This is a genomic window from Leifsonia poae (assembly GCF_027921845.1).
In the GTDB taxonomy this organism is placed as follows: Bacteria; Actinomycetota; Actinomycetes; order Actinomycetales; family Microbacteriaceae; genus Leifsonia; species Leifsonia poae.
Genome location: NZ_BSEN01000006.1, coordinates 95,347 through 113,763, shown reverse-complemented (window position 1 = coordinate 113,763; position 18,417 = coordinate 95,347). Strand labels below are relative to the sequence as shown.

Genomic DNA, 18,417 nt, shown 5'->3' with positions numbered 1-18,417 from the left:
GATCAGGCGTCGTGGTCGGTGGAGAGGATCTCGGCCAGATCGTCGAGCACGCCTTCGGCGTCGGTGCTCTCGGTGGTCAGCACGATCTTGTCGCCGTGGTCGATGCCGAGCGAGATGACGCCGAGGATGCTGCCGGCGTCGACGGTCTTGCCGCCCTCCTTGGTGAGCTTGACGGCGGCGCCCGACTTGTTGACCGCCTCGACGAAGAGCTTCGCCGGGCGGGCGTGCAGCCCGTGGCTCGATCCGACAGTGATGATCCGCTCAGCCATTCTGTACTCCTTCGGTGTGACTCGGAATTGCAGTGGGTGCTCCCATAGTGCCGTCGTGCTCGCGCACAGGGCCAGCGTCGAGCGCGAGGTCGAGCGCGAGGTCGCCGTCGAGGGCCGCCGGCGAGACGGCGGGAAGGACAGCGACGGCGGCACCGGCGGCCGCGGCACGCTCACGCAGCTCGGACGAACCCGGGGCGAGGTGCGCTCCGACGAGCACGACGTCGACACCGGTGAACGTCTCGAGCTGATCGGCACTGCCGGCGACGACCGTGACAGGGATTCCTCGGAGGCCGGCCGCCTTGCGCACCTTCAGCGCGACGAACGTGCTGGACGCGCCGGCACCGCACACGACGAGGATCTTCATCGATCTGCCTTTCGAGGTACTGCTGATCAAGCGATGGAGCGGACGGAGCTGGTGGAGCTGCGGGGTGGATCATTGCCATGCTCCCCCGCTGCCGCATGCCGATCCAGCAGCGTTTCTTCCGCGGGACCGGAAAGTTCGCGGAAACGCGCTGGCGGAACGCGGCGAGGTGGTTGACTCAGGTGACATCGTGCGCAAAGCGCACGGCGGAAAGGTCAGACACGTGGCGCTCCCGGCGAAGCAGGCGAGGATGCTGGACATCCTGGCGCGCCGTGCCGCCTGGGTGACCGCGGCCGAACTCGCACACGACCTCGGAGTCACGACCCGGAGCATCCGCAACTATGTGACGGAGCTCAAGGAGGCGGCGGCTCCGCTCGAGCTCGTCGAGTCCGGACCGAACGGCTACCGCCTCGACTTCGAGGCGTACGAGCGGTTCCTCGACGACGGGGCGACCGCGGCCGATGGGGCGGTGCGCTCTCCGCAGGAACGGCTCGTCTTCCTGGTGCGGAGGCTCCTCGACGAGCCCGAGGGCATCGACGTCTACGAAGCGGCCGAGAGCCTGTTCGTCAGCGACTCGACCCTCGAGTCCGATCTGACCAGGATGCGCGGCGTCCTCGCCGACACGGAGCTCGCGCTGGCACGTCAGGGCGGACGCGTTCAGCTCACCGGGCCGGAGATCGCCCGCCGCAAGCTGCTCAGCCGGCTGTTCCGCGACGAGATGCGCCAGGGCGTCGTCGAGCTGGCGCGCATCCAGGAGGCGTTCGACTCGCAGGGGCTGGCCGCCTTCAAATCCGATCTGGTCGAGATGCTCGACGCGCGGGGCTACTTCGTGAACGAATACGGCATCAACGACGTGCTGCTGCACATGGCGGTCGCGCTCGACCGCGTCGCCAAGCACCGCGCGCTCCCGGCGACAGCCGATCCGGATGTGAGCGAGACCATCCGCACGCTCGCCGCCGATCTCGGCGCGCTGGTGACGCAGCATTTCGACGTCGCGCTCGACCGCACCGAGCTGCACTACCTGGCGATCCTGCTGCGCACGCGTGTCATCGCCCCCGGTGCCGGCGAGGCCACCGTCGCGCAGTACGTGAGCGAGGACGACCTCGAGGTGGTGCGCAGCATCATCGCGCGCGCCTCGCTGGAGTACCTGGTCGACCTGCGCGACGAGGACTTCATCGTGCGGCTCACGCTGCACGTGCAGAACCTGGTCGCCCGCGCTCACGAGAAGTCATACTCACGCAACCCGCTCACCCGCTCGATCAAGAGCTCGTACCCGCTCATCTACGAACTCGCGGTGTATATCGCCAGCCGCCTGCAGACCGCGGAGGACATCGTGGTCAACGACGATGAGATCGCCTACATCGCGATGCACGTCGGCGCGTACCTCGAGCAGCAGTCACGCAGGAGCGACTCGGTGACCTGCGCGGTGGTCTGCCCCAACTACTACGACATGCACATCCTGCTGCGCGAGCGGCTGGAGAACGCGCTCGGCGACGAGCTCGACGTGACCAGTGTGATCACCTCGACGGATGTGGACTGGGACGCGATCGAGGCCGACCTCGTGCTCACCACGATCGAACCGCGCGGTCACCGCGAGAACGCGATCGTCGTGCAGCCGTTCCTGACCGAGGCCGACATCGAGCACACCCGGCAGGCGATCGCCCGCATCCGCCGCCAGCGCCGGCGCGCCCGCATCAAGAACGACCTGCTCGAGTACTTCGACGAGTCGCTGTTCCTGCGCAACTTCTACGCACGCGACGCGATCGCGATGATCCAGGCGCTGGGCGACCGGATGATCGGGGCGGGAGCGATCGACCAGGACTACGTCGACAGGTCGATCGAGCGCGAGCACATGTCCTCGACGGCGTTCACGGACTCGCTGGCGGTTCCGCACGCCATGGCGATGACGGCCAAACGCACGGCGATCGCGATCGTGGTGAACGACAACGCGATGGACTGGGGCGACTCGCGCGTCAACGTCATCGCGTTCATCGCCTTCGACGCCGCCGGCCGCGGCGGCTTCCAGACGGTGTTCGATCAGTTCGTCGAGGTGTTCTCCGACCGCGAGGCGGTGCTGCAGCTCATCCGGCGTTCCGACGGGTTCACGGGCTTCATCGACGAGCTGGTGCGCATCATCGATTCGTGACGGGCTGCCGCGTTACTGCCGTGGCAGGGTCCCGATCTCGGTGCCGTCCTTGAACACGTGCAGAGTGTCGCCGTCGACCGTGACCGCGGTCATCGTCGCCAGCCACGCATCGACGTCCGGGCAGGCCATCAGAGTCGAGACGACCGCGCCGATCTCGAACCCGTCGGCTGCCTGCTTCCACGACCCGCTGAAGTGGTTGCAGCCGTCGTTGCCGGAGAGCGTGCCGTCGTCGGTGAACACCACGTTCGCCTTTCCGGAGGCATCGTCGCCCCAGCTGCCGACGGGCGAGGCGGCCGACGGGGTCCCGGACGGCGATGTGGCCGACGGCGGTGTGGCGGATGGCGTCGGCGACGGGGAGACCACAGTCGCGGAGGAGGTCGGCGCGCCGGGGTCGGCCGCGCATCCGGAGAAGACGGCCGCGGCCACGACTGCCACCACGACCAGGGTGCTCCGTGTGGTCTTCATGCCCTCAACCTAGTCACGGGTGGGTGCGAGGGGAATCGCGATTGCGCTCGCCGGGGTGCGGCGTACCGTGACCGCCATGACAGACGAAACCGGCACCGGCACCACGAGCGGCGACACCGCCAGCACCGACGACCTCGAGACGATCGCGCGCCTGATCAAGGCGTCCAAGGTCGCCCTCCTCACGACGCAGACCGCCAACGGCGACCTCCATTCGCGGCCCCTCGCCACCCAGGAGGCGGAGTTCGAGGGGGACCTCTGGTTCTTCACCCAGGATCCGAGCCCCAAGATCGCAGACATCCACGCCCACCCGCAGGTGAATGTGGCGTACGACACGGGCAAGGGCTACCTGTCGATCGCCGGGACCGCCGAGGTGGTGCACGACCGCGAGAAGGTCGACGAGCTCTGGACGCCCTCGATGGACGCCTGGTTCCCGGCGGGCAAGGACGACCCGGCGGTGGCCCTGCTGCTCGTACACGCGGACTCCGCGGAGTTCTGGGCGACGAACGAGCCGGGCATCGTGACGGCGTTCAAGATCGCGCGCGCCGCCGTGACACGGACGCGACCGGACATCGGCGAGAACCGTTCGGTCGAGCTGTAGGCGGTCGTTCGGGCGGCGGTCGTTCGGCCGTCGGGCGGCCGGCCGTCGGGCGGCCGGCGGTTGTTCGGCAGTCTCACAACTCCGGAACCCGAGGCCGACCTGACGCGATCGTTCCGGAGTTGTGCGCTGACACGCCGGGTGGCCGACCAGAGTTCCGGATGAACGCAGTTGCGCACTCGGAAGGCAGACGGCGGCAGCCGTTCACAACTCCGGAACCCAGGGGCGACACGCCGCCGCGAGCCTCCTGATTCCGGAACTTACGAGCTCCGTCGGCTCGAACGTCCGGAGTTGTGCGGGCAGCGTCTCTGCGGACACGGCGCGGGCATGACGGAGTGCCGCCGGACGCATCGCCCGGCGGCACCTCCGCCCGTTCTCACTGGATGCGGTGCGTGCGGCGCGCCGTGTGGAGGCGCACGGCCTCACGGTTGCGCGCCCCGAACATCAGCACCACTCCGAACAGCGCCAGCAGGGCCGCGATGACACCGAGAGCGGAGAGGTCTCCGGTCTCAGAGCCGGTGTCCGCCAGAGCCGATGCGTCGTCTGCGGTCATTCCGCTGTCGAGCGCGACCGCGCCGCCCGCGCCGGCCGAGGCCGTGCCGAGTCCCACGGTCGTGTCCAGATCGCCGGCCGCGTTCCCACCCGTACCCGGGTCGACCGGCGTGACCGGCGTCGTCGGGTCGGTCGGCGTTGTCGGATCCGTCGGCGTCGTCGGGTCCGTCGGGGTCACCGGCGTGGTGACATCCGAACCGTCGGACGTGCTGTCGCCGACGACGCTCACCGCGTTGCCTCCCACCGTCACCGGAACGTCGAGACCGACCGGCAGCTGGATGCCACCGAGCAGGCCGCCGTCACCGGTCGTGGTGCTCCCACCAGTCGTTCCACCAGCGCCGGGAGCGGTCGAACCGCCCGTCGCCGTGGAACCCGAGCTCGACGAGTCACCCAGTACGCTCACCGCATTGCCGCCAGCCGTCACCGGCAGCGCAGCATCGATCGGCGCCTGGACACCGCTCAGGATGCCGTCGTCACCGGTCGTCGTCGCACCCGACCCCGCAGGGCCGCCCGCGCCACCACCGGTCGTCGTCGAACCCGAGCTCGACGAGTCACCCAGCACGCTCACCGCATTGCCGCCGGCCGTCACCGGCACCGCAGCACCGATCGGCGCCTGGATGCCCGACGCGATGCCATCCGCACCCGACGTCGCCGGAGCCGCGCCCGATCCGGAACCCGAGCCCGCCGCAGGAGCGGCAGGTGTCGCGACCGACGATCCGCTGCTCGACGAATCGCCCAGCACGCTGATCGCATTGCCGCCGACCGTCGCAGGTACGTCGGCGTTCACGAGAGCCTGAACACCCGACAGGATGCCGTCAGCGCCCGACGTCGTCGATCCCGCGGCCGACGATCCGGATGCCGGCGAATCGGCAACCGGAACCGCCGCCGTCGAATCCGCCGACGAGCTGTCGCCGAGCACGCTGATCGCGTTGCCACCGACGGTCACCGGGACATCCGCCGCCACAGGCGCCTGGATCCCCGAGGCGATCCCGTTCGCACCCGACGTCGTCGGAGCCGGCGCCGGAGCAGGGGCGGTCGGAGCAGGAGCGGCCGGAGCAGGCGCCGCAGGCGCCGCCGAATCACTGCTCGACGAGTCGCCGACCGCACTGATCGCGTTGCCGGCCACTGTCACCGGAACGCTGACGTTCACCAGCGCCTGGTCACCGGATGCGACGCCGCCCAGCCCGGAGGTCGAGACCGACGGCGCAGGCGCAGCAGCAGGCGCGGCCGCGGCCGATCCCGAACTCGTCGAGTCGCCGAGCACGCTGATGCCGTTTCCGCCGATGGTGACCGGAATGGTGAGGTCGACGGCGGCCTGGTCGCCCGAGGCCGTTCCGTCGGAGCCGCTGGTCTCGGCCGCGTTCGCGACACCGACCCCGGCGAGTGAGAGTCCACCGAGGAAGACTGTGAACCACAGCCCCCTCGAGACGTATTTGTTCATGGTCGTAGAACCTTTCGATTGAGTGTCAGCTGCTCCCGTGCGGGAGGCTTCGGTCGCGTTCCGCCTGCGGACAGGCGGAGTCGACCCACTCAGTCGGGGTTCGTATCGTGGTCGGCGACCGGCGACGACGGGAGTCGGTCGTCGGTGGCACGGGGGCTCGCGGCGGAGTCGCCGGCGAGCAGGATGAAGCGATCGCCGGGGATGGCAGCGGCGGGCGCGAAGCCGCCTGCCCCGGACGAAAGAGAGCCGGTCGTCGTGCCGTCCGGCGTTCCGATCGGTGCACGCGGCGCGAACGGGCTGCCGCCCGGATCGGCGAACCGACCCGCCGTCGCAGAGGTCGCCGCCGCGCTGCCGCCTCGGTGCGACGCGAACGCGCCCACGGGGTCATTCGAAGACGTCGGAGCGGCCACCACGGTGATCCCCGCACCCGCGGGAGCACCGAGCGCGCCGAGCGTGTCACCGGGCGACGCCGGGCCACCCGAGATTCCGGGCAGACCGGGTAGATCCGGCACACCGGGAAGCCCCGGCAGACCGGGCAGTCCCGGCAGACCACCACCGGGTGCCGGATGCGCGATCGGGTCGATCGCGTCCGTCACCCCGTCCACCACACCGGCGATCGCGTCGTCGACCGTGTCGGCGACCGGCGCCGTGACGCTCGTCACGGGATCGTCCCCGATCAGCTCGTGCACCACCGGGATCGTGGCGGTGACGGTGTCGACGACCGGGTCGACGGCCTTGGCGATCGGCGTGACCACTGTTGCAACCGGCTTGGCGGCGGCGATGTCGGCCACCACATCCGAGACGGGCGCGGTCACGTGGGAGACGATCGTCGATGCCGGAGCAGGAACCACCGCGGCCACCGGCTTCGTGACCGACTCTGCGACCTTCGCGGTCTTCTGCGTGACGCCCGAAACGACACCCTCGACCTTGCCGAGCACCGAGCCCACGACCCCCGTGACGGAGTGCGCCGGGGGCTGCGGGGGCGCCGGTTCGGCTGCGGAGGCGGGCGAGCCCCCGAGGAGGACGCCGAGCAGTGCGAGCCCGGCTCCGGCGATCAGCGACCCGATCACGATGCGCGCAGGAGTGAGGAACGGGAGCTTCACGGTGCTCGTACCGTCCATCACGATCACCCCCTGGGTCGCGCGTTGGTACGAGGGACTGTACTCGCCGTTCTATCCCACCGGAAGTGGCTGTTCCGACTTCGCCTGGACACCGGCGCGGGAACCGCGACGCGCGGTCCCGGCGGCGATCGCCATCACCACGACGGCCCCGACGGTCAGCGCCGCGCCCGCCCAGAGGGGCGACGTGTAGCCGAGTCCCGCGCTGATCGTGATGCCGCCGATCCAGGCGCCGACGGCGTTGCCGAGGTTGAACGCGGCGATGTTGGCGCCGGAAGCCAGGGTCGGCGCCTGCTCCGCGTACATCATCACGCGCGTCTGCAGCCCGGGCACGGTCGCGAACCCGAAGGCCCCCATGAGCACCAGCGCGACGATCGTGGCGATCGGGTTGCCTGCGACGAGCGCGAAGGCGGCGAGCACGATCGCGAGACCGATCAGGATGATCAGGAGCGACCGGTCGAGCGCGCGGTCGGCGAGCCGGCCGCCGACGGCATTCCCGGCGAACAGACCGACACCGAACAGGATGAGCAGCCACGGCACTGCCGATGATGCGAAGCCGGACACCTGGGTCAGCGTGTAGGCGATGTAGGTGAAGGCGCCGAACATCCCGCCGAAGCCGAGCACTGTGACGACGATCGACAGCCACACCTGACCGGAGCGGAACGCCCGCAGCTCGTGCAGCACGCCGGCGCTCTTCGCGTCCGCCGACACCCGCGGGACCAGCAGGGCGACGCCGGCGAGTGCGATCACGCCGATGATCGTGATGGCCCAGAACGTCGAGCGCCAGCCGAGCGCCTGACCGAGCAGGGTGCCGAACGGCACGCCGAGCACGTTGGCGGCGGTGAGTCCCGTGAACATGATCGCGATGGCGCGCGCCTTCTTGTCCGGCGCGACCATCCCGGCCGCGACGACGGATCCGATGCCGAAGAACGCGCCGTGGCACAGCGCGGCGAGGATGCGCCCGAGCAGCATGACCTCGTAGGTTGGTGCGAGGGCCGAAAGAGCGTTGCCCGCGATGAAGAGCACCATCAGGCCGATCAGCGCCGCCTTGCGCGGCACTCGGATGAGCGCGGCCGTCAGCACCAGGGCGCCGACGACCACCGCGAGAGCGTAGCCCGAGATGAGCCAGCCGGCGGCCGCTTCGTCGACATGGAAATCGGCAGCGACCTCCGGGAGGAGGCCGGCGATGACGAACTCGGTGAGGCCGATGCCGAATCCGCCGAGGGCGAGGGCGATGAGGCCGACGGGCATGAGAACTTCCTGTCTGGGTTGGGTGGAGGGTCGAAAGGCGCGTACTCTGATAGTTGCAGGCGCGTCATAAATAGTTGCACATGCAAGTATCTGATGCAACCCTGCGCAGCAACCGATCAGGGAGACCGACATGGGAATCGCCGACGACGCGGTCGAGGTGCGCGCCCAGGGCTGGCGAACACTCGCCGCACTTCACAACTTCATCGAGAACGAGCTGGAGCGGGCACTCACCGCGAACGTGAAGCTCTCGGTGGTCGAGTACACGGTGCTCGACGCCCTCAGCCGCCAGGACGGCTGGCACATGCGCATGCAGCAGCTCGCGCGCGCAAGCGCGCTCAGCCCGAGCGCCACGACCCGGCTCGTCAACCGGCTCGAGGAGCGCGGACTCTTGACCCGGGTGCTCTGCGACGACGACCGCCGTGGCATCTACACCGAGCTGACCGCTGCCGGCCACCACCTGCTCGACCGGGCGCGGCCCATCCACGACGATGCCCTCGAGAGTGCGCTCAGCCAGGCGAACGACCTGCCCGAGCTCGCCGGGCTCATCGCCGCGCTCCCCCAGCTCGCCCTCGCGCACTGACCGACGCGCACCCTAAGGAACCTCATGCTCCGAACCATGTTCAAGTCGAAGATCCATCGCGCCACCGTGACGCATTCGGATCTGCATTACGTGGGCTCGCTCACCGTCGACGCCGATCTGCTGGATGCGGCCGATCTGCTTCCCGGTGAGCAGGTCAGCGTCGTCGACATCGCCAACGGGAGCCGCTTCGAGACGTACCTCATCGCCGGCGAGCGCGGCAGCGGCGTGATCGGCGTCAACGGTGCGGCCGCCCACCTGGCCGAGGTCGGCCACCTGGTGATCGTCATCTCCTACGCCCAGCTGACGGACGAGGAGGCCCGCGTCTTCGAGCCGACGGTCGTGCACGTGGATGCGGACAACCGCATCGTCGCGGTGGACGCCGACCCGGCCGGCGCGCACACCGCCGGCCTCTCGCGCCCTCCGTTCGCCCTGCCGTAGAGCCGTCAGCGCAACTTCTCGATCAGCGCAGGATCTCGATCAGCGCCACCCACGAGAACACGACGGCGCCGATCAGCGCGGTGAACGTGCCGATCGCGACGAGCACCAGGCCGGCGGTCAGGGAGAACACGAGCAGCACTCCCCCGACCGCGAAGATCGCAAGCGGCAGCGTGAACGACGCGATGTGACCCGTGTCGTACCGGTGATACGCGTCCGCCGCCTGGTCGCCCGTGATGGCGCGAGCGGCCAGCACCGCGATCACCGCGCCGGCCGCTGTCCCCACGAGCACCTCCACTCCGTAGACGACGAGCGCCTGCCCGGGGATCAATGCGGCGCAGGCCAGCACGACGCCGAGGATCAGCGCTGAGATCGCGGCTCCCGCACGGGCGGCCAGTCCGCGCGACTCGGCGATCTGCCGGATGTTCACCGACAGCGCCACGATCAGCAGACCGCCGAGCGCCGCGCCCGCCCCGGCGACGGCGACATTGAATTCGCTCCACGACGCGAGCGCGGCATCCATGGGTCACACCTTAGCGAGCCGGTCGTGAACGGCCGATCATTCGAACGGCCAGACCTCCCGCACCTCGACGCGGCCGAACCTGGCCATCGGGTGCCGCGCGGCGATTCCGACGGCCTCCTCCATCGAGTCGCACTCCAGGAGGTCGTAGCCGGCGACCCATTCTTTCGCTTCGGCGAACGGCCCGTCGGTGACGTCGAGACGGTCATGGCGCAGCCGAACGGTCTTCGCCTCCTCGATGGGTCGCAGCCGATCGCCTTGCGTCGGCTTCCCCCGGGCGACGACCTCGGCACCCCACTCCTCGATGTTGTCGTCTTCTGCGCGATACGGCTCCGCATCGACATCCGTGCGGATCAGGAACAGAAACTGCATGTCGCCTCCTTGGTTGTGACGGTACGTGATGACGTCGCCCGGGCACCACCGCATTTCGACTAAGTGCCGAAAGAATTTCTGCAGGCCGCGTTGCGCGCCCGCGCGTGCGACCGGCGACGGCGCCCTCACCGGGCGACCCCACCCTGGTGCATGACCGCGCCGGGGGCGTATAACGGTGCCATGAGCGACGCGATCACGAACTGGATCGACCTGTACCGCCGAGCATGGGAGAGCAACGACCCCGACGACATCCGCGCACTGTTCACGGAGGACGCCTCGTACCGCACCGAGCCGTTCGCCGAGCCGTGGGACGGCCACCTCGAGATCGTCGAGGGCTGGCTGGACGCTCAGGACGATCCGGGCGCGGCGACGTTCGAGTGGCGGCTGCTCGGTCAGGACGGCCCGCAGTACTTCGTCGAGGGCGTCACCGATTATCACGCGGGCCCGGTCTACAGCAATCTGTGGCTCGTCCGCCTGGCTCCGGACGGCCGCGCCGAGGAGTTCACCGAGTGGTGGATGGAGCAGGACGACGACGGCGACGAGTAGCCGTCAGAGCGATCCGAGCCAGAGGCCGAGCCCGGCCGCGGCGAGCGCGAGCACCATCATCCCGAAGCCATTGATGAGCGCGGCGCGGTACCGTCGCTGCTGCGCGAGCCGCACCGTCTCGTAGCTCGCCGTGCTGAACGTGGTGTAGCCGCCGAGGAACCCGGTGCCCAGCACCGCGCGCCACTCCGCCGGCAGGCCGTGGGTCAGGGCGAGCCCCGTCACCAGGCCGAGCAGCAACGAGCCCGTGACGTTGATGACCGTCGTGCCGAGCGGGAAGTTCACGGCGAACCGGCTGCGCAGCACTCCGTCGAGCACGAGTCGCGCGACGGCGCCCAGCCCTCCGGCGGCGGCGATCGCGAGGAGCAGCAGCGGCGTCACCGGGCCGACCGCCCGATCCGCGACGCCACGGCGATACCCGCCAGCGTGCCCAGCGCGCCCACCACGATCGTCGCGACCGCGTACAGGATGCTGCCGCCGAGGTTCTGCGCCACGATGAGTCCGTCGGCGTCCACGGCGAAGGCACTGTAGGTGGTGAAGCCACCCAGGATGCCGGTTCCGGCGAACAGACGCACATCGCGCCGCCATCCGGTGTCGTCACCCCGGAGGGCGAGGCTCTGCAGCAGCATCCCGAGCACGAAGGCGCCGACGACGTTGATGCCGAACGTCGCCACGGGGATGCCTGCGACCGGCGGGACGGCTGCAGCGATCAGGGCACGCACGGCCGTGCCGATGGCACCGCCGACGAAGACGAGCCCGATGTACCGCCAGTGCAGATGAACGGGAGAAGGGCCGGCCACTATACGGGCGGGTCTTCCCAGGGCAGGCGTCCCGAGCCTTCGACCGGAGCGATGGGCACGACGATCACCGGGCGGTGCTGCCGATGGGCGAGGTGCACCGCGACCGAGCCGTTGAAGAACTCCCGGATGCTCCCCCGGATGCCGGCCTCGCGGGTTCCGACCACGATGTACCTGGCGTCGACCTCTTCGGCCAGTCGCGCGAGCGCCCAGGCCGGGTCGCCCGCCAGCTGCTCGAGCGTGAAGGGGATGCCGAGCGGGGCCAGCACGCTGCGCACTCGCTCCTCGAGCTCGGGGTCGAACCGCTCCTCTTCCGTCTCCGGCAGATCCGGGTCGTACGGCAGCGCCACGACCGTGCCGTCGACGTAGCTGGAGACCAGATACCGGTTCGGGTCGACGTTCGCGCAGACCAACGGAACGTCGAGGTCGTCGGCCAGCTTCGCCGCCTGTTCGAGCACCGTCACCGACTGCCCGGGGACGACGGCGACGAGGACGCCGCCGCGCTGCGTGTGATCCGAACCGCTCATGAGACCAGTGTGATGCGCCGACGCGTTCCGAGTCCAGCGGCGCGCAGGCGGTGCATGCCCTTGGCGGCACCCCATTGCTGGGGTACGGTCGCCTGAGACGGCCTGAAGGGAGCCCGCATGAGTTTCGAAAAGCCGCCTCTTCCGCGCGAGCGGAGGCGCACCACCCGAGGTCTCCGACCGATTCCGGAGCTGACCCGGGATCTCGTCGCGCAATTGCGCCGCCTGGTCTCCAGCGAGCTCGCGCTGTTCAAGGCCGAGATGACGGCGAAGGCGAAGGCCGCAGGCATCGGCGCCGGACTGCTGGTCGCCGCCCTGGCCTTCGTGTTCTTCGCACTGTGCGCGCTGGTCGCGACGGCGATCCTCGCCTTCGCGCTCATCGTGCCCGCCTGGCTCGCCGCCCTCATCGTCGCCGTGATCCTGCTGCTGCTCGCCGGGATCGCCGCGCTCATCGGGCGCGCCAGCCTCAAGCGAGGGCTTCCGCCGGTGCCCGACGACCTCAAGCAGGAACTGGGCGACGACGTGCGCGCCCTGAAGGGAGAGCGACCGTGACCGACCGCCGCCCCGAACGGCCGCCGCTTCCCAAGGACGCCGGCATCCACACCATCCAGCTCGACCTCGAGCAGACGAGGGACGAGCTCGCGAGCACGCTCGATGACCTGTTCGCGACGTTCAACCCGGGCGTGCAGATCCGCTCCCATCCGGTGTTGGCCGTCGGGCTGTTCCTGGGGACGCTCGCGGCGACCGCCGGCGCGGTGGTCCTGCTTGTCCGGGGACGGTCGCGTGGCCCCCGCTGACAACGGGGGCGTCGGCTCCGCTCGGGCGGAAGCCGTGGGACGCATCGAGGGGATGAACCAGGTCTCGTGGTTCAAGCTGCCGTGGCGGTTCATCCTCAAGCGCACCCTGCGGAGCTTCTCGCTCGACGCCTGCACCGACCTCGCCGCCGGCCTCACCTACTTCGCGGTGCTGTCGCTGTTCCCCGCGATGATCGCCCTGGTGAGCATCCTGGGGCTGATCGGTCAGAGCAAGTCGGGCATCGATGCCTTGTTCGACATCGTCGACCAGGTGGCCCCGGGCACCCTCGACGCGGTTCGCGGACCGATCGAGAACCTCGCGTCGTCTCCGGCGAGCGGATGGGCTCTGGTGATCGGAATCGTCGGTGCCGTGTGGTCGGCCTCCGGGTACGTCGGCGGATTCGGCCGCGCGCTCAATCGTGTGTACGGCGTGCGTGAGGGTCGAACGGTCTTCTCGCTGCGACCGGTGCAGCTCGGCGTGACGATCGCCGCGCTGGTGCTCGTCGCCGTGATCGCTGTGCTGCTGGTGATCTCAGGTCCCGTCGCGACGGCGATCGGCGATGCCATCGGCGTGGGCGAGGCCGTGCAGGTGGTCTGGTCCGTTCTGAAGTGGCCGGTGATGGTGGTGGCCATCGTGCTGCTGGTGGCTCTGCTCTACTACGCGACCCCGAACGTCAAGCAGCCGAAGTTCCGCTGGCTGACCACCGGATCGTTCGCCGCCATCATCGTGCTCGGCATCGCATCCGCCCTCTTCGCGTTCTACGTGGGCAACTTCGGCAGCTACGACAAGACGTACGGAGCTCTCGCCGGCATCATCGTCTTCCTGCTCTGGATCTGGATCGCCAACGTCGCGCTGCTGCTCGGCGCGGAGCTCGATTCGGAGATCGAGCGGGCCCGCGAGCTGATAGCCGGGATCGACGCGACGACCGACCTGCGGCTGCCGCTCAAGTCGGACAAGGCGATCGTCAAGGCGCGCGACGCGGACGATGCCGGCATCCTGGCCGCGCGCGAGGTGCGCCGGCGCTACCGCTCCTGAGCGCGCCACGCCGCTCAGCGGGCCGGAGTGCGCTCAGTAGGCTCGGACCATGAGCGCGCCCGACGACCCCACCGCCTCCGCCCGCCCCGGCACCACGACCCCGGATGCCCGCGGACGCACGGGCCTCGACGCCGTCGGACGCGACCTCGACCGCAACCCAGGAGTGCGCATCCACGATGTCGAGGTGACCTCCGACGGCTGGCACGTGCTGCGCCGCACCACCTTCGACTTCCTCGGCCGTGACGGCGTCTGGACGACGCAGTCGCGCGAGACCTACGACCGCGGCAACGGCGCCACGATCCTGCTCTACGACCCGGATGCCCGCACGATCCTGCTCTCCCGGCAGTTCCGCTTTCCCGCCTACGTCAACGAGCATCCGGACGGCCTGCTCATCGAGGCCGCGGCCGGGCTGCTCGACGACGATTCGGCGGAAGACGCCATGCGGCGGGAGGCGGCCGAGGAGCTCGGGGTGACGGTCGGCACGCTGCGTCACCTGTTCGACCTCTACATGAGCCCCGGGTCGGTGACGGAACGTGTGCACTTCTTCGCGGCCCCGTACACGGCAGGGGACGTCGACGGCGGAGGCGGCGTCGAAGAGGAGGGCGAGGAGATCGAGGCCGTGACGATCGGCTACGACGAAGCGCTCCCGATGATCGCCGACGGGCGCATCGTCGACGGCAAGACCGTCATCCTGTTGCAGTGGGCGGCGCTCAACCTCTTCTGAGCGCGACGCCGCGACGCGACGCGGGCTACTGCGTGAGGGCGACGCCCTGCGCTTTGCCGAAATCGATGTGCAGGTGGTTGCAGGTGTCGTCGAACGGCACGAAGTTCGTCAGCGACATCGACTCACGGCACCCGACCTGACCGAGGCCGGAGCCGGCGGGGACGAGCGGGTCGAGGTACCGGATGAGCTCGACCGACTTCGCATCGCCACCGGTGAGCGCCTGGCCGTCGAGGAGGTAGAAGTCGACCGCGTGGCCGCCGCCGTCGGCGTAGTGGGAGGAGTCCGTTCCCGCACCCTCGATCTGACCGGTGCAGCGGCGGTTGATGTCGCTCACTCCGACCTGGCGGTAGTGCGCGAGCGCGACCGAGATCGCCTGCAGAACGCGGTAGTCGATGCCGCAGTCGGGCACGGCCTTGCCCTCGGCGAGGTTGGCGATCTCGGGGATGTGGTCGGGGATCGAACCCACGAGCCGGCCGGTGGCGACAGCGCCCATCAGCTGGGTGGCGAGCGCCTGCACGGTCGGCGAGACGTAGTTGTTCTGGGTGGAGTCGAGCGCGATGGCCGCTTCCTGCGTCGAGAAGGCATCGCGGGCGACGGTCTGGATGGTGGCGGCGCCACCGCCCGTCAGCGTCTGCACGGCGAGCGCCACTCTCGTGTCGCCCTCGACCGATGCGGTGTCGGATGTGGCGTATGCCGGCAGCGCAGCGGTGCCGAAGAACGCGGAGAGAGCGAGGAACACGACGGCGTGGAACCCGAAGCGGCGGCGGTCTCCGCCACGCAGGCGGGCGAACGCGCCGCGCATGCCGTGAGGCACGGCGGTGGGTGCCGGAGTCGCACGTGCGGCCACGACGCGCTTGGCCTTCACCTCGCGACGGGTGTTCTTGGCCTCGACGGCAGCCGCCCTCGAGGCGGAGCGCTCGGAGCGCGCGGAGTGGCCGGAACGCGGAGCCCTGGCCGGGCGTGCCTCGCGGGTGCCGGTGCGCTCGTGCTCGAGTCGCTCGCGTCTGCTCGACCACACCTGCTCGCCCGCGCGTGTGCCGTCGAGAAGTGCTGCGTCGTCGGCAGACACCTCGGACGCCTGGACGCCGACAACGACGACCGGGGCCCTGTAGGTGCGGCGAGACCGCATCGGGGCACTGGAGTTTGGCAAATCGGGGGCTTTCGTGGGCGGGGTAAGAGCGCCGGGCCTGGCGCAACGCGTTCCCACCATTCTGTCCTTAAATCGCCCGCGAGGAAACCGGACACGACGATGTGCGAGGTCGGAGGGGCCCTTCCTGCGTGTTCGGGTCACGCAGAAAGCGCCCCCTGTCCGGGGGGGATACGAGCGATGAGGCTCTGGAAGGCCCCTTCGCCGTCTCGACTGGAGTGAGCGTACATGCCCGTCAGCGCTCGGTTTTCGGCGGGTTCGGTCTCTACGACATCCGCCTCGGGGTCACGGGACGGCCACCGCGAGTTCGACGGCGCCGAGACGCTGCCTCAGAATCACCTCCGAATGCCGCGAGAGGTCTCTCAATCCGATGCCGGGACGGCCGCCGCGCAGCTGACCTCCTGAGGTGACGACGACCGTGACGCCATCGCGTCCGCTCGCCCGCACGGCCAGCGTGACGGCCGATCCGTCCCCGTGGCGCACCGCGTTGGCGAGTCCCTCCGACACCGCGTCCACGACCACCTGACGACGCACCGGATCGTGCAGCCGGTCCCACACGGCCTCATCGATCTCCGCCGCGAGCGGCATGGCCGAACTCCAGCTGTCGACCAGCCGGCCGACCTGCACGCGCGGCCCCCGGCCGTCGCGCGTCTCCACCGGGGCCCCTTCCAGCTCGGCCCGGATGCGGTCCAGCGCATCCCGCACGGCGCCCTCGGCATCCGCGTCGTCGTCTCCCGCGATGGCCAGCGCCGTCGCGATCAGGTCGGCCTGCACTCCGGAGTGCAGCAGCGTCGCGAGGCCCGTGCGTTCGTGGTCGTAGGCGGCACGCACCCGGGCCGCGACGGCGACGCTGGACTGCAGCGACTCCTCGAGCCGGCGCTCGTCGTCGCCGAGACTCGCCGCGAGCGACACGACGAGCGCGATCGCGCAGGCGATCACCGGGAACAGGAGCGCCTGCATCCAGACCAGGTCGGTGCGGAAGCCGCTGAGGTCGACCAGGGCCGTGCTCTCGGCGGCGACGACCACCCCGACGGCGAAGTAGCCCCCGATGACCACCACCGTGGCGGCCGGGCCGGCGGCATGACGCGCGGCCCAGCCGACGACGACGTTCCCCGCGTACAACAGGGCGGCCGCAATGACCCCCTGCACCACCGTGAGCGGGATGCCGTATGCCCCTACCGCGTAGGGCACGAAGAGCGCGACGAACAGCAGCGAGGTGAAAACGGGTGGAGCCGGTCGCAGCTCGGTGACAGAGGCCAGCAGCCAGTCGCGCATCCGGGGCTCGGCGAGTTCGGGTGCGGTCGCGACGGGCTCGTCCGGCTCGGAGTCGAACAGGTCGTGACTCACCGGACGCACGATGTCGTTGGCGATCGAGCGCAGCAACCGCGATGCCTCCCCCGGCGCCAGCCCGGGCCGGATGGCCGGCCGCACGGTCTCGTCGATGCGGGCGAGCACCGCGTCGACGACGTTCTCGCGGAGCTCCTCGATGCGGCGCCGTCCGGTCTCGCTGTCGGCGTCCGCCGCGCGCTGGACGGCGCGCAGCCGCCCGAGCACCCGGAAGTGCTCGTGCACCAGGTCGACGCAGATCGCGATGAGTGCGAACGACACGACGCACACGACGATGTTCACGGCGACCCGCGACGCCATGTCGCCGACGGTCACGTCGATGCCGAGCAGGGCCGCAGACCCGAGGAAGAGGTACGGGCGGGCGGCGCCGACGACGGCGAACACCAGAAGCACCGCGGTCGGCCGGAATCCGCCACGCACGGGCCGCAGCAGCAGCCGGCAGGCCAGGAGAAGGATGCCGACGCCGACGTGCTCGAGTGCCGCCAGTCCCCAGATGGCGCCCGACGGCGAGCCGGCCGCCACGTACTGCGAGCCGGACATCGCGGTGAGCGCGAAGGGTGCGCTGACCAGCCAGGTCCACACGGTGACGGCACTCGGGCCGGTGGCCCGGGCGAGCATCCGGCGCGCTGATGGCGGGATCATCCGAGCCCCGTCGCCGGGTCGCCGAATGTGGCGATGTACGCGGCGGCCGTGGCGACCCGGGGTGCGACGCCGTCGTCGGAGAGCTGAAGGGCGGCGAAGATGCGCTCGACGCTCTTCTCGACCGCGCGCACCGAGACGCCGCGCCGTCGGGCGATCTCCGCGTTCGTCAGGCCGGCGGCCAGGAGCCGCACGGTCGCGAGTTGCGTGGAGCTCAGGCCCGCGAGCGAGGTCTGCGGCGCGCGCAGCGGCACCTCCCGCGCGTACGGGCGGTCGTCGAGCGCCGCCTCGGCCGCGTCGACCAGTTCGTCGATCGACTCGATCGCACCCTTGTTGACGAACGACGCCCCGGCGATCAGCTCGCGCGCCGTGGCCGAAGCGGCCTCCCGCGAGAGGTTCGTGAGGAACACGACCGCCACGTGGGGAGCACGCGAGCGGACGATCCCGGCCAGCTCGACGCCGTTCGGACGCTCGCCCAGATCGATGTCGGTCACGAGCAGATCGGGGTCGAACGACTCCAGCGCGTCGAGCGCGTCAGCGGCCCGGCCGAACGCGGCGACCTCGAACCCGCGGGAGCCGATCCCGTCGGCGACGAGCGAACGCATCAGGGCGTGGTCCTCCACCACCAGCGCTCGTCTCGTCCAGTCCCCAGCCGTCACGTCGCCAGGATAACCGCGGGCGGAGGTGCTCCCAGCCGATTCGGCACCCCAGTTCGGGTGCTGTGCCGGCGCCTGAAATCGGGACCGGGTGGGCGGTCGCAG

23 protein-coding genes are annotated in these 18,417 nt (G+C 70.1%); 9 read left to right on the top strand and 14 right to left on the bottom strand.

All coding sequences use genetic code 11. The annotated features are described in order from the left end of the window. Window positions 1-2: 2 nt before the first annotated feature. Both PKE84_RS07540 and PKE84_RS07535 read right to left on the bottom strand, forming a co-directional pair. Complete coding sequence (locus PKE84_RS07540) at window positions 3-269, bottom strand: HPr family phosphocarrier protein (protein WP_271176616.1); 267 nt, start codon at window positions 267-269, stop codon at window positions 3-5. Further along, window positions 262-633, bottom strand: a complete 372-nt coding sequence (locus PKE84_RS07535; protein WP_271176615.1) for a PTS sugar transporter subunit IIB — start codon at window positions 631-633, stop codon at window positions 262-264. The genes PKE84_RS07540 and PKE84_RS07535 overlap by 8 nt, the downstream gene beginning before the upstream one ends. 220 nt (window positions 634-853) lie before the next feature. On the opposite strand from PKE84_RS07535, the gene PKE84_RS07530 reads away from it, so the two are divergent. Next, the gene (locus tag PKE84_RS07530; RefSeq protein WP_271177128.1) at window positions 854-2,776 is read left to right on the top strand and encodes a BglG family transcription antiterminator; all 1,923 of its coding nucleotides are present in this window, start codon (window positions 854-856) and stop codon (window positions 2,774-2,776) included. Window positions 2,777-2,788: 12 nt separating this feature from the next. Here the strand turns inward: PKE84_RS07530 and PKE84_RS07525 are convergent, their stop codons facing one another. Continuing rightward, complete coding sequence (locus tag PKE84_RS07525; protein WP_271176614.1) at window positions 2,789-3,241, bottom strand: META domain-containing protein; 453 nt, start codon at window positions 3,239-3,241, stop codon at window positions 2,789-2,791. Between the two features lie 76 nt (window positions 3,242-3,317). Between PKE84_RS07525 and PKE84_RS07520 the strand changes: the two genes are divergently transcribed. Further along, the gene (locus tag PKE84_RS07520) at window positions 3,318-3,839 is read left to right on the top strand and encodes a pyridoxamine 5'-phosphate oxidase family protein (RefSeq protein WP_271176613.1); all 522 of its coding nucleotides are present in this window, start codon (window positions 3,318-3,320) and stop codon (window positions 3,837-3,839) included. A gap of 373 nt (window positions 3,840-4,212) precedes the next feature. On the opposite strand, the gene PKE84_RS07515 is transcribed toward PKE84_RS07520, so the two are convergent. From PKE84_RS07515 to PKE84_RS07505, 3 genes are all read right to left on the bottom strand, one after another. Then, window positions 4,213-5,829, bottom strand: a complete 1,617-nt coding sequence (locus PKE84_RS07515) for a hypothetical protein (protein ID WP_271176612.1) — start codon at window positions 5,827-5,829, stop codon at window positions 4,213-4,215. Between the two features lie 89 nt (window positions 5,830-5,918). Then, window positions 5,919-6,953: a hypothetical protein gene (locus tag PKE84_RS07510; protein ID WP_271176611.1), complete on the bottom strand. Its 1,035-nt coding sequence runs from the start codon at window positions 6,951-6,953 to the stop codon at window positions 5,919-5,921. A gap of 48 nt (window positions 6,954-7,001) precedes the next feature. Continuing rightward, a complete protein-coding gene (locus PKE84_RS07505) occupies window positions 7,002-8,198 on the bottom strand; it encodes an MFS transporter (RefSeq protein ID WP_271176610.1) in 1,197 nt (398 codons plus the stop codon). A gap of 130 nt (window positions 8,199-8,328) precedes the next feature. Here PKE84_RS07505 and PKE84_RS07500 point away from each other — a divergent pair, with 130 nt between their 5' ends. Together PKE84_RS07500 and panD are read left to right on the top strand one after the other, a co-directional pair. Further along, window positions 8,329-8,778, top strand: a complete 450-nt coding sequence (locus tag PKE84_RS07500; protein WP_271176609.1) for a MarR family winged helix-turn-helix transcriptional regulator — start codon at window positions 8,329-8,331, stop codon at window positions 8,776-8,778. 24 nt (window positions 8,779-8,802) lie between these two features. Continuing rightward, entirely contained in the window at window positions 8,803-9,216 is a 414-nt protein-coding gene (gene panD / locus PKE84_RS07495; protein ID WP_271176608.1) for an aspartate 1-decarboxylase, read from the top strand. Window positions 9,217-9,238: 22 nt separating this feature from the next. Here the strand turns inward: panD and PKE84_RS07490 are convergent, their stop codons facing one another. Continuing rightward, complete coding sequence (locus PKE84_RS07490) at window positions 9,239-9,736, bottom strand: hypothetical protein (protein ID WP_271176607.1); 498 nt, start codon at window positions 9,734-9,736, stop codon at window positions 9,239-9,241. 36 nt (window positions 9,737-9,772) lie between these two features. Next, the gene (locus tag PKE84_RS07485) at window positions 9,773-10,105 is read right to left on the bottom strand and encodes a YciI family protein (protein WP_271176606.1); all 333 of its coding nucleotides are present in this window, start codon (window positions 10,103-10,105) and stop codon (window positions 9,773-9,775) included. 180 nt (window positions 10,106-10,285) lie between these two features. On the opposite strand from PKE84_RS07485, the gene PKE84_RS07480 reads away from it, so the two are divergent. Beyond that, on the top strand, window positions 10,286-10,651 hold the full coding sequence (locus tag PKE84_RS07480) for a nuclear transport factor 2 family protein (protein WP_271176605.1): 366 nt from the start codon (window positions 10,286-10,288) through the stop codon (window positions 10,649-10,651). 3 nt (window positions 10,652-10,654) lie between these two features. Here PKE84_RS07480 and crcB read toward each other — a convergent pair whose 3' ends face one another. Genes crcB through PKE84_RS07465 form a run of 3 tightly spaced genes read right to left on the bottom strand, consistent with a single transcriptional unit; the run spans window position 10,655 to window position 11,972 of the window. Next, on the bottom strand, window positions 10,655-11,029 hold the full coding sequence (crcB, locus tag PKE84_RS07475) for a fluoride efflux transporter CrcB (RefSeq protein WP_271176604.1): 375 nt from the start codon (window positions 11,027-11,029) through the stop codon (window positions 10,655-10,657). Continuing rightward, window positions 11,026-11,448: a fluoride efflux transporter FluC gene (locus tag PKE84_RS07470; protein ID WP_271176603.1), complete on the bottom strand. Its 423-nt coding sequence runs from the start codon at window positions 11,446-11,448 to the stop codon at window positions 11,026-11,028. Before PKE84_RS07470 ends, crcB begins: the two co-directional genes overlap by 4 nt. Then, the gene (locus PKE84_RS07465) at window positions 11,448-11,972 is read right to left on the bottom strand and encodes a universal stress protein (protein ID WP_271176602.1); all 525 of its coding nucleotides are present in this window, start codon (window positions 11,970-11,972) and stop codon (window positions 11,448-11,450) included. Before PKE84_RS07465 ends, PKE84_RS07470 begins: the two co-directional genes overlap by 1 nt. A 117-nt stretch (window positions 11,973-12,089) precedes the next feature. Between PKE84_RS07465 and PKE84_RS07460 the strand changes: the two genes are divergently transcribed. From PKE84_RS07460 to PKE84_RS07445, 4 genes are read left to right on the top strand one after another with little or no spacing between them, the layout of a single operon-like run. Beyond that, the gene (locus tag PKE84_RS07460; RefSeq protein WP_271176601.1) at window positions 12,090-12,521 is read left to right on the top strand and encodes a phage holin family protein; all 432 of its coding nucleotides are present in this window, start codon (window positions 12,090-12,092) and stop codon (window positions 12,519-12,521) included. Continuing rightward, the gene (locus tag PKE84_RS07455) at window positions 12,518-12,766 is read left to right on the top strand and encodes a DUF3618 domain-containing protein (protein WP_271176600.1); all 249 of its coding nucleotides are present in this window, start codon (window positions 12,518-12,520) and stop codon (window positions 12,764-12,766) included. Before PKE84_RS07460 ends, PKE84_RS07455 begins: the two co-directional genes overlap by 4 nt. Next, window positions 12,753-13,799, top strand: coding sequence for a YihY/virulence factor BrkB family protein (locus PKE84_RS07450; protein ID WP_271176599.1), 1,047 nt, complete (start codon window positions 12,753-12,755; stop codon window positions 13,797-13,799). Before PKE84_RS07455 ends, PKE84_RS07450 begins: the two co-directional genes overlap by 14 nt. A gap of 49 nt (window positions 13,800-13,848) precedes the next feature. Then, window positions 13,849-14,523: an NUDIX domain-containing protein gene (locus PKE84_RS07445; protein WP_271176598.1), complete on the top strand. Its 675-nt coding sequence runs from the start codon at window positions 13,849-13,851 to the stop codon at window positions 14,521-14,523. A 25-nt stretch (window positions 14,524-14,548) separates the two neighbouring features. On the opposite strand, the gene PKE84_RS07440 is transcribed toward PKE84_RS07445, so the two are convergent. The 3 genes from PKE84_RS07440 to PKE84_RS07430 form a co-directional block, all read right to left on the bottom strand. After that, the gene (locus PKE84_RS07440; protein ID WP_271176597.1) at window positions 14,549-15,592 is read right to left on the bottom strand and encodes a hypothetical protein; all 1,044 of its coding nucleotides are present in this window, start codon (window positions 15,590-15,592) and stop codon (window positions 14,549-14,551) included. Between the two features lie 363 nt (window positions 15,593-15,955). Further along, complete coding sequence (locus PKE84_RS07435; RefSeq protein ID WP_271176596.1) at window positions 15,956-17,659, bottom strand: sensor histidine kinase; 1,704 nt, start codon at window positions 17,657-17,659, stop codon at window positions 15,956-15,958. Continuing rightward, window positions 17,656-18,315, bottom strand: a complete 660-nt coding sequence (locus PKE84_RS07430) for a response regulator transcription factor (RefSeq protein ID WP_271176595.1) — start codon at window positions 18,313-18,315, stop codon at window positions 17,656-17,658. Before PKE84_RS07430 ends, PKE84_RS07435 begins: the two co-directional genes overlap by 4 nt. Window positions 18,316-18,417: the final 102 nt, after the last annotated feature.